The sequence below is a fragment of the Desulfosporosinus sp. HMP52 genome, from assembly GCF_000765145.1.
Taxonomy (GTDB): domain Bacteria; phylum Bacillota; class Desulfitobacteriia; order Desulfitobacteriales; family Desulfitobacteriaceae; genus Desulfosporosinus.
The window spans coordinates 17,755-30,632 of the sequence record NZ_JMGA01000059.1 but is presented as its reverse complement, the minus strand read 5'-3'; the positions used below and the strand labels follow the sequence as shown (position 1 = coordinate 30,632).

The following is a 12,878-nucleotide window of genomic DNA, read 5'->3' as shown; positions in this document are numbered from 1 at the left end:
AAGATTAATAGGGGGTGCTTTAATGACAAAAGCAATTAGAATCATTGGTATTTCTGGAAGTTTAAGAAACAATTCATACAACACAGCAGCTCTGCGAGCGGCGGCAGCCTTACTTCCGGAAGGCGCAACTATGGAAATCGTAGATCTATCGCCGATCCCCATTTTTAACGAGGATGTAGAATCCAAAGGATTACCTCAAGCTGTTATTGATTTGAAAGACAAACTGGTGACGGCAGATGCATTCCTCATATCTACACCTGAGTACAATTATTCCATACCCCCAGTTTTAAAGAATGCTTTAGATTGGGCTTCACGAGGGAGTGATTTACCATTACGAGGGAAACCCCTGGCGATGATAAGTGCATCGCTAGAAGTGCTCGGTGGGGGCTATGTACAACATCATCTTCGAAGAGTATGTGGCAAACTTGAACTCCAAACCATCAATAGCCGAAAAGTATTAATCACTAACGCCAGTAAAAAATTTGATCAAGATGGAAAGCTAATTGATGATATCGCCAGAAAATCCATTTCTAATCTTATGCGCAAATTGGTTGCTAAAACACAAGAACTAAGTTCTTGTAAAGCCGAAGGATTTTAGGGCTGAAGCTGCTTAGAAAGTTTGGATAAGAAAAAAGGCATCCCTAGTGGGATACCTTTAATCAATAATATTTTTAGATCAAAACCGAAATCCTGCCTCGACAGCCATCGTTACAAAAACGTCTCTGTCACAATCTACTTTAACCTCAAAATGAGATAATTTCTTAAAGTGAGTATCTGTACACTTTCTACACTGAAGCTGCCATTGAATTCCCTGAGCTTTAGCAAAGGTCAGGATCCTGGCCAAGTACTCTAAGCTTACGTTAACCAATCCCAATGGAGTTGTATTCATGTCATTTTGAGTATAGATTTTGTTAATTACTTGAATATCCATATCTACAGGGATTTCTCCATTCGAATCGAAGTACTGGGCCACTAAATCGTTGTAGATTGATTTATACTCTTCAAGCTCATGACTACGTAATTCTCTAATGTTACGATCTTGACCAGCTAAAGTAAATCTGTTCATTAACTCTTCACACTCTGCCATCGATTTGCCTCCTTGGAACCGAAACTTAGAATACTAAAGTGCATTTCTTTGATACTAGCTTATCATCTTAGCAATGAGCTCAGCAGGATCTAAGACTTTAACAGTTTGCTTGTCGGCGTCAACTTTGTCTTTAATGCCATCTTCCATCATCGTAATACAGAAGGGGCAATTCGCACCGATAACTTCAGCATTTTTATCAAGCGCCTGTTCAACTCGAAGATTATTAACCCTCTGATCATTTTGCTCTTCCAACCACATACGGCCACCACCTGCACCACAGCAAAAGCTCTTATTATGGTGACGATCCATCTCTACCAATTCAACACCAGGAACCATATTGAACAGGGCACGAGGTGAATTGAATTCTTGCTGATAACGACCAAGATAACAGGAATCATGATAAACAATTCTTTGTGGTTCAAAGTCACCTTTTGAGTTGAGGACTAATTTGCCATCCTTAATTAATTGATCGATAAATTGTGTATGATGGATTACTTCGTAATTACCGCCGAAATCAGGATACTCATTCTTCAAAGTATTTAGGCAGTGGGGGCAAGTTGTAATGATTTTTTTCACATTGTAATTATTTAAGATTTCTACGTTTTCTATTGCTGCAGTCTGGAATAGATATTCGTTTCCTGATCGGCGAACAAAATCACCGCAACATTTTTCTTCAGTTCCTAAGATTGCAAAATTAATACCTGCAGCCTTAAGAATCTTCGAGACTGCAACAGATACTTTTTGGGCACGACTATCAAAAGAACCGGCACAGCCAACCCAGAAGAGGTAATCGACATTCTCATGTTCACTAATTAATTTGATATCTAACTCAGACGCCCAATTTGCACGTTCGGTGTAACCGATACCCCAAGGGTTGGCATTATTCTCGACGTTACGGAAGGACGTTTGTAACTCTTGTGGGAAATTACTATCCATCATAACCAGAGATTGACGCATATTAATGATCTTATTCACATGCTCATTGGCAACCGGACATTGTACTTGGCAAGACATACAAGTCGTACATGCCCAAATCTCTTCTTCGGAAACGATATCCCCAATTAAGGATTTTTGAAGAATTTCAGATGCTTGAGGATCATTTTCGGCAATTTCTGCTAATGCGTCCGCATTTTCATCGCTGGTGGAAGTTAAGCCTTTAGCATTCAGGACGGCACCTTTTTCTAAAAGATGGTCTTTTAATTGGCGGCTGATTAAACGCTTAGGGTTCAAGGGTTTGCCGGAAATGTTGGCCGGACAGTTATTCATGCACCTTCCACATTCTCCACAAGCAAAGCTGTCTAATAGTTGCTTCCAAGTAAAGCTTTCAATCCGGTTAACCCCTAATTCGGTTAACTCTTCATCTTCTAAGTCAATTTTTTCAATTTGACCACCAATAGGTTTCAAAGAAGAGAAATAGGTGTTAGGGTGTACTGCTAAAAGGTGCATATGCTTTGAGTTTGGAATGTAAACCAGGAAACCAAATACAATCAACATATGAATCCACCAAAAAGCACTTTCAATCAGTTCAAGAGTATGAGTGTTTAAACCACTAAAGAGAGTGGCAAAACTTTGATACATAATGGCCAGTGAGTATACGCTGTTACTAGGCTCAAGAGCTACTTTTGCGCCGCTGCCGATCCATTCAGTAACAATAACTCCAAAAATCAGGCTTACAATAATTGCTGCCTCGGGTGTTCGAGATAAATGAGCAGGTTTAATTACCCATCTTCTAATTAGTCCGAAACACAAGCCGACGATTACTAAGGCAGTCATAAGATCTTTAATCATATAAAAATAGCGGTTTGTTCCCAAGATAGGGAAAGAATAAGCAGGGAAGAGTCCTTCAAATATTAGTGGTAATTCCCCTAAACAAATAAAAATAAAGCCCCAGAAGATGATAAAGTGAACGACTCCATATGGTTCATTAATTAATTTACTCTGACCTAGTACTAACTTAACAAAGTTCATAAAACGTTGATTAGGATTATCAAATCTTTCTTCTTTGGCACCTAAGCTCAAAATTCCGAGTTTTTTCTTAAGAGCTTTACTAAAGGACAGAATTGCCAAGACAGTCATTAGAGTGAAAACTATTAGCCATCCTAAACGCATTTAAACCCCTCCCAAAAATTTTTAATAATAATTTACAGATAATTTAGAATCCAAAAATAACTTTAAGATGTTTTAGAAACCCAAAAAAATAAAAACCTAGAGTTAGATGGTAATAATTTTGCCATAAGCAATCCTCCCAAAATGAATTTCAAATTTTCTGTATATAATGTAATATTAGTGAATAATTTAACTTGATTGTGTAAAAAAATTCCGAGTTATTAACTCGTTTTTTAAGATTATTAATAATACTCTCCAGTTTTCTTATAGACAAAGACTAACATTTAAGGTTGCATTGTGTCAACATCTCTGATATTAAGATAATATATGGATGTTCACGCCAAAAATCCTAATTTAGATAACAATATTTAGTATAAGTTAAAAAGTCCCAATAATTTGAGGGGTAGTTCAATCTATCGTTAGACAATATATGGAGAGTATTACAATATAGTGTATTTTGTAATATGATCTCTTTATAGCAAATTGACCTAAAAAGTATAATTATTTAAGACTAAAGCAAAATAATGAATGGTTATTCATTTTGAATATTGGCTACAATGTGTTTTATCATATAATATAACTACAACTTAAAACTAATTTAATCCTTAATTAGATTCAGTGAAATTCAATATGACAATAGCAATAAGGTTACTGACTTTAACTAGTTGCAAAATGAATATTTATAGTAAACCCTCAATATCGGCAGAAATGCCATGTTGAGGGTTTATTGATTTATATTCCATTACATATTATTGGGAAGATCAGTGCAAAATTAAAAGTTAGAACTACCCAAATCCGAAGTTCATGTTGAATTCATATATCCAGCTTATGATATGGTTCATGGAGGTTAAAAAATTGGAGGAAATAGATAATGAGAAAACAAAAATCAAGTGTTAAATGGATTATTCTGGGTTTGATAGCTGCAGTTGTAACTGTAGGAGGCATAGCCTTTCTTAAAAAACCTACGCAACTTCCCTATGAAAGCGTTGTTGCTCAGACAGACGACCTAACCACCTATTACTCCTTCACAGGAAATGTGGAGACTACAGATCGTCAAACTGTAACTTCTGAAAAGATGATGCAAATTTCGGAAATTAAAGTAAAAGAGGGAGACCTTGTTAAAGAAGGGGCAGTCTTAATTAAAACTACGGCTGGAGAAGACATTAAGTCAAAAATTCAAGGAGAAATTGTTAATATTAATGTAGAGGAAAAGGCACAAGTGATGGCAGGTACAAAACTATTAGAAGTTGTGGATTATGAGAATCTTCAAATCAAAGTAAAAGTCGATGAGTATGACCTTGCTGCGATTGAGAAAGGTAAGGAAGCCACTGTTAAACTAGGTGCAATAAACAAAGAAATAAAGGGCAATGTCAGCTCAATATCTAAAGAGGGGCAAATAATTAATGGAGTATCATTCTTTACCGCTGTAATCGATCTTGCGGACGATGAAAGTGTAAGAATCGGAATGTCTGCAGAGGTAAAAATTATAAGCAATCAAGCTAGCGGAATTGTCACTTTGCCTATAACAGCGGTTCAATTCGACGAGAATAACAAACCCTATGTTCTGAAAAAAGATGAGAGTGGTACAGAGACTAGAGCAGAAATTACTACCGGCATAAATGATGGGATAGTCGTAGAAGTAAAAAGTGGACTTGAAAGTGGAGAGACTGTTTACTATACCAAGACTGCAGTCAAGGAAGGAAGAAATTTTCCTCCAGCTGGGATGAATAATACGGGTGGTGATGATTAATGACGGAAGTTCTGAACATGCAAAATATCTCTAAGAGCTACTATATGGGGGAAGAAGAGCTAGAAGTGTTAAGAAAGGTGAACTTACAAGTAAATTCCGGTGAATTTCTATCCTTACTTGGTCCGTCAGGTTCGGGGAAATCTACAATGATGAATATTATTGGTTGCTTAGATATACCTTCATCAGGAAAATATTTACTCTCTGGCAATGATATTGAAGACCTGGATGAAACTGAACTTGCCTTTATTAGAAATAAGGAAATTGGCTTTGTATTTCAAAGCTTTCAACTCCTGCCACGCTTAAGTGCTCTTCAAAATGTGGAGTTACCGTTGATTTACGCTGGCCTCTCCTCTACGGAAAGAAAGGAACGTTCGCTGAAAATGCTTGATCGAGTAGGGTTAGTTGATAAGACAAAAAACTTACCAACTCAGCTATCCGGAGGGCAACAACAACGTGTTGCCATTGCCCGGGCTTTAGTTACTGAGCCCACAATTTTGCTGGCCGATGAACCAACAGGTGCTTTAGATCAAAAAACAGGTGCCCAGGTTATGGAGCTTTTTGAGGAACTGAATCATGACGGAAGAACAATAATTATGATAACCCACGACATCGGAATTGCACGTCACGCCAAGAGAGTTGTTAACATTCTCGATGGACAATTGTCGGAACAGGGGGTTCAGTAGATGCTGTTTGAGAGTATAAAAATGTCCTATGAAAATATTGTTAGAAATAAACTGCGCTCATTTTTGACAATGCTTGGCATTGTAATAGGAGTAGCATCGATTATTGCTTTAATCACTATAGTCCAGGGTGCAACAAATAGTATCAGCGATCAAGTCACAGAGCTGGGTGCCAATAAAATCACTGTGAATGTTATGGGTACTCCTCTTAAACAAGGGCTTAATCAAGAGGATATGCTGAACATTTCAGAGGAGGAGAATATTAAGGGTGTATCCCCGACGATTTCCGGAAAGACCGGGATTATCTACGAGGGAAAGCTCATGGAGAACGTGACAGTACAGGGTAAAAACGAGGTATATTTCAACATGGATACCAGCCTGCTTAAGACTGGGAGGTCAATAAATATACTCGACTTAAATAGTAAAAACCAGGTTGCAATTATTGGCAGCGATATCATCCATGAACTTTACTTTGGTGTTGATCCTATTGGGAAAGACCTTGTCATAAACGGTACTAGTTATACTGTAGTTGGCACATTAAATGCCTCAAGTGGATTTAGTATGGGATCGAATAATGAGTCTGTCATAATCCCCTATACAACGGCAATGCGAAGCTTGGGAGTCAAGAATATATCGAGTCTAGATGTATTCTTGGAAGATACTTCATTAGCTGATGATACTGTAACTGATCTTAAAGGGGTGCTTAATCCGGCTTTTAACTATAAAGAAAACGCCTATACAATTTTTAATATGGGGGATATGATCGAATCCTTTGAATCAATGATGTCCATGATGTCACTTCTGCTGGCAGGAATTGCTGCAATATCCCTCGTAGTGGGAGGGATTGGAATCATGAATATGATGCTCGTGTCTATTACTGAGCGAACGATGGAAATAGGTTTGCGGAAGGCCTTAGGAGCAACACCCAAAAGAATACAGCTGCAATTCGTTATTGAGTCAATATTCCTCTCCTTGGTCGGTGGTCTCATTGGCTTGGTTCTGGGCGGCTTAATAGCTTATACTGCGGCAGCATTTATTGGGATCGGATTTTCGCTTTCTATTGCTACTATTTTACTGGCGGTGGGATTTTCCGGATTAGTTGGTATTGTATTTGGATACATGCCTGCAAGAAAAGCAAGTCAACTTAATCCTATTGACGCATTGCGAAGTTTATAGTTGATGTGATGGTTTCTGCCCTAATAATTAAGCCCCTAAAACATAGTTTTGGGGGCTAAGGAGGAGATTTTAAGGAAGATGTGGAATTAGATTATAATATGTTGATCAATCCATTGAGACTAAGGAAATATCCGTTAGTTATAATATGATTTAGTTTCAGGATTAGAGAGAGTGGAGGTATTTAATTGAGATCCCATAAAATTCTTAACAGATTTCTTTATTTAAGTCTGATTTTGCTGGGTATCATCCTAATAGATTTCTACATTAATTTCATGCCTACATATTTTGTAATTATTGTTTTTGCCTATTTCTTCCTAAGTTTAGCCTTCTTAACTAATAAGATAATTCATAAGGAGCACAAGAAATTACTTTTCCCCAAAATCATCTTATTAAGTATCATCCTAGTTTTGGGGTATGCTAATTTTTACTATAAACTATCCAGAGATCTTTCTCATGCATTTAAAGACGGAATGATTCTATCGGCAATAGATAGTGTATATTTCAGTATCACTACTTTTACAACCACAGGTTATGGTGATATATATCCAATAACCAACACGGCTAAAATGTTTGTTGCAAGCGAAATGATTTTGGGCTATGTTCTTAGCACAATCATAATGGCTGCATTTGTAATAAGGTTTATCGAGGCTGATAAGGAATAAGGTAACCTAATTCCGTAGTGTTAACGATTATATTTAAGATAAATCCATATAGTAAAAGCGGCCATCAAGTCGCTTTATTTGTTGGATGGTTTTTCACTCAATAAGCGGATTTAAATAAGCTTATAAAATCTTCAACAGACCCTTTTCTCGGATTTGTAAAAGCAGTTATATCTTTCATAGCGTTTTGAGAGAGAATTTCAATATCGTTCTCTTTGAGTCCCATATCACGCAATTTACCGGGAATTTCGATTTTGGCAGTTAATCTTCTAATTGAATCAATAATTATGTCGATAGCTTGTGAAGTGTCTTGGGTACTAGTCCCCATGGCTTCACATAATTTCATAATTCTTTCTTTAGGTATAGACACGGAATTAAACTCAAATACATAAGGCACTAAGATCCCGTTGTAACAGCCATGGGTCTGACCATAAAATCCGCCTAACTGATGGGCCATTGAATGCACATAACCTAATCCGGCATTATTAAAAGCCATTGCAGCCATTATATTGGCATACATCATTTTTTCCTTAGCTTCTAAATCATTGCCATTCTCGTAGGCTCTCGGCAGATACTCAAATGCTATTCGTATCGCTTCAAGAGCAAAAGAATCGGTTAGTGGAGAAGCTTCTGTAGATACATATGCTTCTATAGCATGGGAAACAACATCAAAACCTGAACTGGCGGTAACTTCCTTAGGCATTGTTGTCATAAATATTGGGTCATTAACAGTTATATAGGGTGTCAAAAAAGGGGAAGCAATGGTCATTTTTACTTTCCTTGAATTATCGACGATTATAGTAAACATAGATAATTCAGCCCCCGACCCAGCAGTTGTATTGATCGAAATTTGGGGTAGGGGTGGTTTAGTCACTTTGTTATACCCTTCATAATCAATGATTGAACCACCGTTGGTAGCTACCATTGCTATTGCTTTAGCGCAGTCATGATTGGTTCCGCCGCCGATGGAAATAATCAATTTATAGTTGCGTAAAACATTAAGACCTTTCTTAAAATAAGCTAAGCCATCTTCTACGAAGGAAACTGTAGGATTGGGGTGCAGTATTCCATCAAATATATCATATGAAATGAATAGGTTCTTTAAGATCTTCTCTACATTCTCCACATAGCCGAGACTTATCATGTTTTTATCAGTAACGATCAGGGCTTTGCTTAGCTTCCAAGCTAATAGCTCGTTGGGAAGGTCTTTGATAGCCCCAACACCTATTAGATTAGTCTTTGGTAAAATGAAATTATGTGTGTTTTCCAACTAGGTTACCTCCATAATCGTTGCTTACAGGAGAAAAAAGAGCAAGAAATTAAAATTTATTCCTTCGTCTTTTCCTCTTGATTCCATCTAAAAGAGTTACATTCCATAAAAGTATTTAATTTATAAAAACCCCAGGTTGCTGTTGAAAACCAAAAAGCAAAACCAGCAAGAGGCAACCATAATTTACTGGAGGAATATAGGAGATCTAATTCGGAGAGCAAATTATAATATAAAGTGGAAAAGAAGATTGCCGCAACAGCAAATATGTAATTTAAAGGTTTTTGCTGAGGTAAAAAATAATAATATATGATAAAAAATATTGACCAAGATATACCGGGGAATAGATGAACGCCTAGAAAACCAAAGGGTCCATAATTTATCCAAGAGAACAAGCCAGTAATATACCCAAATAAGTGTACTAGGGAATCCATCATTCCTCCAAAAATTATTCCATATATTGCAAGGCGCTTGGTTTCTCTCTGAGGAACAGTAGCGACTAAAATTAATGCAAATACCATGGTGAATATTGGGAAAGCGAAGTATTTAGGCATACTATCTCCTTTAGGGTGTTCATATTTGATACATATAAGATTAGCCTTTTCAAGGAATAATATTTATATTGATAGACGATAATTAAAAAATGAAATTGAGAGGAGACCCAATATGCAAAAGCTTATCCCGCACTTATGGTTTGATAAAGAAGCTGATGAGGCATCAAAGTTTTATCTGTCCCTATTTGAAGGATCCAGTCTAAAAGACAAAACCATAATAAATGACACACCCTCTGGATCCGTGGATATGATCACGATTGAGCTGGCAGGACAAGAATTTATGCTGTTGTCAGCTGGACCATTATTCAAATTTACACCCGCTGTTTCATTTCGCATCGCTTGCAGTTCTAGCGAGGAAGTTGAGGGGTTATGGGGAAAACTTATTGAAAAGGGTGCTGCCTTAATGCCCTTGGACACCTATCCCTTTAGCCAAAAGTATGGTTGGGTCATTGACAAATACGGTCTTTCTTGGCAGATAATGCACATTGGTGATACGGAAATCAAGCAAAAAATCACCCCAACTCTAATGTTTGTCGGAGATCAGTGCGGCAATGCCGAAGATGCTATCAGATTTTACACAAAAATATTTGAGCACTCGAGTGTAGGGGATATCCTTAGATACGGAGAGAACGCAGATCCAAATAAACCGAACATGATTCAGCATGTCGATTTTACCTTGAATAACCAATCGTTTTCCGCCATGGACAGTGCTTACGAGCATAACTTTACATTTAATGAGGCAATTTCATTAGTTGTTAAATGCGAATCCCAAGCTGAAATAGACTATTATTGGGATAAGCTGTCAGCCGTTCCTGAAGCAGAGCAATGCGGTTGGTTAAAAGATAGATACGGTTTTTCATGGCAGATTGTTCCCGCAATTATGGATGAGATGATGCAGAATAAGGATCCAAAAAAACTAGCACAAGTTACAGAAGCTTTTCTTAAAATGAAAAAGTTTGAGATTAGTGAATTAATTGAGGCATACGAGAAATAATTAAGCAATCGTGTTCAGGGCCTAAGGACTTGATGAGACCAACAAATCGACAAGTACCTGCTATTTCGAAAGATCACTTATCCTACTTTCGGAAATTGGTATTTTCTCTTATTTTTGTAGTTAAATGACATAAACCAGCAGTCAGGGAGAAGTTTCATCCCCTGACTGCTGGTTTTCTTAAACTCTTGTGAAACAACCTTCAAGAATATTAGTTTTAACAATTAAACCTGAGATATAATTAGTGGTGAAGCAAGTGGACCGGGAGGATTTATGCATGATTTTTCAGTGGATAGTCTTATTTCTAATTTTAAGTTTCATTGCGCTTTCATATTATAAACAGTATTCGCTAAAGACAAGACTCATCTCGTTAATGACAATTGCGTTAACATCACTGATTTTGGTGCTACCTATATTTAAATTTTCAATATCAATATTATTGGGGCTGTTTCTATTTGAGAGAATATGGATTCTCTTAGCCGCAGTACTGTTTATCGAGGTATTAATAGATAAAAGGAATAGACTATTACGGGGGATTACAGCAGTTGTCAGCATAATTATATATTTATATTTGCGCACTGTGATCTAAAGTAAGGAAGTTTACCGGAGCTGCCTTTCTTATTGTAAAATTAATTAGTATGTTTAGTAAAGAAGGAGCTAAAACGATGTCCTCTTTTTCCGAACCAAAGGAGAAAATGAACAAGTTAGTGACTAAATTGTGCCTTGCTGTTGTAGTTTTAGCTGTATGTTATTTCGGCTTTTACAAATATCAGCAAAGTAAAATTAAGTTTCAACCTGTGGGCTTCTCTGTGGAGGTTAACAGCAAAGACCTTATTGCAGGGGGGACAAAATGGCTGGAGTCATACCTAGAGCAATACAAGGGAAGATATGTACCCTGGGGCCAAAAAGTTGCTGAATACTCGATTGATCAGATTGAAAACAGAGAAGCCGATGTGATTCAAATAGACTTTTCTGTTGTGACTAAAAACTTGAATGCAGCAAATGCTTCCAAGTGGAATGGGGTTATAGAGGTAAATAAGATTAAGTGTCAATGGGTTTTATGGTTTAATGTAGAGCCATCTGAGGAAGGAACCTATATTTATACTGTAACCAAAGTTCAAAGACCCGCTGGATATGATTTGGAGAAATATCCAAAAATAGATGGGGCTGAAACTAATTTTTATCGAACGGAGGATGGAGGTAAATCATTTGCACCCGTTATCATCCCTGCGGTTAAAGAGAGTTGGATGGGAACCACTCTTGAACCTTTCATCCATCCCGAAACTCCATATGTTGAAGAAGGACAGTTATTTCTTTTAGTAGGGCAGGGGCCACAAGGTGATTACATGGGAGGTACAGTTAGCGCAAAATACAAATCAGATGATATGGGGAAAACTTGGTATTTGTAGAGTTGATAGAATTGCCTTCGAAAGAATTAGGATAATATAATTTCGATAATATGGTATTTCCAAGTGAGAAAGAGGTATGACCAAGAAATTGAATAAATGACTTAGATTTGTAAATAATCAGCAGGATATTCGCCTGAATATAATTGGAGGTGAGCGTTTGAAAAAAATAGGATTCCTTTTTGTAACGCTTGTCCTTGCAATGATGGTGTCTGGTTGCTCAAATACCGGAGTGGGGCAACAGATTGAATCAAAGGGTGACACAGTTAATAACCGGAGTAGTCTCGGACAGATCGTGGAGTCGTATTATAAAAATTACGAACCATCTAATAAAGGTAAGACTCATATTTTTGCCCAAAAGGTTTTTATGGATGGTACTTTAGTATTAACCGAAAAAAACGATGGACAGGGGCAATCATATACGAATTTGTTTTTCCTGGATGAAAACAAGAAAATTATTAAGAAAGCACAAGGACAGACGCCACTAAGCATGTGTTTTACCGTCAATGTTATTGAATATGATGGTTGCAAAATCTTATTTGGGAACTTCAACGATTCAACTTGGTTGATTGAACCTGACAAAAAGAAACCAGTTGATATACAAAACATCTTGGTGAGATTTAAAAATGGTGAGGTTTATTCCGATGATAAAGTTGAAAAAGGCTATATTATTACTTCACAATCTTTAGCTGATGTTGAAGTTATTGAGCTTTATGACAATAATGGTATACTACAGAGCGATTTGAATGATTTGCGGAGATATGGAAGCGTATTTGATGAAACTTCTTTTGTGGATGTAGTACAGTAAGGCGATCGGTTAATGAGGCTAGAATGGTTTAAAAGGTCTTATGACAAAAGAATTGTGAAGAGTTATTGCAGGATTTTCGTTTTAAGAATTTGTTTTGATGTCGTCGCTCGTCATAAGCCAATTGATTTATGGATCGAGAAATTTATCTTGGGTCCTATAATAGATATTATGTAAAGTAGAGTGTGAATTATCGCAGGGGGTAATACTAATAACAGCCTGAAACGCTCAATACGGATTTACAAGCGCAATTTATCCGTATCAGTGATTTTCAGGCTATCTGTGATTTTTTAAATTATGGTATTCACATTGGGCATTTATATATACTCATATCCTTATCCATTTGACCTTTTGTCAGAGTCCGCGATATATGTGACTGAAAAACTAGCCTCTAGGG

General features: G+C 37.0%; 12 protein-coding genes. 8 read left to right on the top strand and 4 right to left on the bottom strand.

Going from position 1 to position 12,878, the window contains the following annotated elements:
• Window positions 1-22 precede the first annotated feature (22 nt).
• Window positions 23-598, top strand: coding sequence for an NAD(P)H-dependent oxidoreductase (locus DP73_RS19385; protein ID WP_034601867.1), 576 nt, complete (start codon window positions 23-25; stop codon window positions 596-598).
• Window positions 599-676: 78 nt separating this feature from the next.
• Here DP73_RS19385 and DP73_RS19380 read toward each other — a convergent pair whose 3' ends face one another.
• A complete protein-coding gene (locus tag DP73_RS19380) occupies window positions 677-1,087 on the bottom strand; it encodes a hypothetical protein (protein ID WP_034601866.1) in 411 nt (136 codons plus the stop codon).
• Window positions 1,088-1,141: 54 nt separating this feature from the next.
• Window positions 1,142-3,196, bottom strand: coding sequence for a (Fe-S)-binding protein (locus DP73_RS19375; RefSeq protein ID WP_034601865.1), 2,055 nt, complete (start codon window positions 3,194-3,196; stop codon window positions 1,142-1,144).
• Window positions 3,197-4,064: 868 nt separating this feature from the next.
• On the opposite strand from DP73_RS19375, the gene DP73_RS19370 reads away from it, so the two are divergent.
• The 4 genes from DP73_RS19370 (at window position 4,065) to DP73_RS22175 (ending at window position 7,461) form a co-directional block, all read left to right on the top strand.
• Window positions 4,065-4,943 carry an HlyD family efflux transporter periplasmic adaptor subunit gene (locus DP73_RS19370; protein WP_034601864.1) on the top strand — a complete coding sequence of 293 codons (879 nt, stop codon included), beginning with the start codon at window positions 4,065-4,067 and terminating at the stop codon, window positions 4,941-4,943.
• Window positions 4,943-5,626 carry an ABC transporter ATP-binding protein gene (locus DP73_RS19365; protein ID WP_034601863.1) on the top strand — a complete coding sequence of 228 codons (684 nt, stop codon included), beginning with the start codon at window positions 4,943-4,945 and terminating at the stop codon, window positions 5,624-5,626. The genes DP73_RS19370 and DP73_RS19365 overlap by 1 nt, the downstream gene beginning before the upstream one ends.
• A complete protein-coding gene (locus DP73_RS19360) occupies window positions 5,627-6,799 on the top strand; it encodes an ABC transporter permease (RefSeq protein WP_034601862.1) in 1,173 nt (390 codons plus the stop codon).
• A 185-nt stretch (window positions 6,800-6,984) separates the two neighbouring features.
• Window positions 6,985-7,461, top strand: a complete 477-nt coding sequence (locus DP73_RS22175) for an ion channel (protein WP_052090881.1) — start codon at window positions 6,985-6,987, stop codon at window positions 7,459-7,461.
• Window positions 7,462-7,558: 97 nt separating this feature from the next.
• Here the strand turns inward: DP73_RS22175 and DP73_RS19350 are convergent, their stop codons facing one another.
• Together DP73_RS19350 and DP73_RS19345 are read right to left on the bottom strand one after the other, a co-directional pair.
• On the bottom strand, window positions 7,559-8,728 hold the full coding sequence (locus tag DP73_RS19350; protein ID WP_034601861.1) for an iron-containing alcohol dehydrogenase: 1,170 nt from the start codon (window positions 8,726-8,728) through the stop codon (window positions 7,559-7,561).
• 56 nt (window positions 8,729-8,784) lie between these two features.
• On the bottom strand, window positions 8,785-9,279 hold the full coding sequence (locus tag DP73_RS19345; protein ID WP_034601860.1) for a hypothetical protein: 495 nt from the start codon (window positions 9,277-9,279) through the stop codon (window positions 8,785-8,787).
• Window positions 9,280-9,391: 112 nt separating this feature from the next.
• Between DP73_RS19345 and DP73_RS19340 the strand changes: the two genes are divergently transcribed.
• The 3 genes from DP73_RS19340 to DP73_RS19325 all read left to right on the top strand — a co-directional run bounded on the left by DP73_RS19340 (window position 9,392) and on the right by DP73_RS19325 (window position 12,484).
• The gene (locus tag DP73_RS19340) at window positions 9,392-10,273 is read left to right on the top strand and encodes a VOC family protein (RefSeq protein ID WP_034601856.1); all 882 of its coding nucleotides are present in this window, start codon (window positions 9,392-9,394) and stop codon (window positions 10,271-10,273) included.
• 662 nt (window positions 10,274-10,935) lie between these two features.
• Window positions 10,936-11,679, top strand: a complete 744-nt coding sequence (locus DP73_RS19330; RefSeq protein ID WP_034601852.1) for a hypothetical protein — start codon at window positions 10,936-10,938, stop codon at window positions 11,677-11,679.
• A 157-nt stretch (window positions 11,680-11,836) separates the two neighbouring features.
• Window positions 11,837-12,484 (top strand): hypothetical protein, encoded by a 648-nt coding sequence (locus tag DP73_RS19325; RefSeq protein WP_034601850.1) that lies wholly within the window; start codon window positions 11,837-11,839, stop codon window positions 12,482-12,484.
• The last annotated feature ends 394 nt before the right edge of the window (window positions 12,485-12,878 follow it).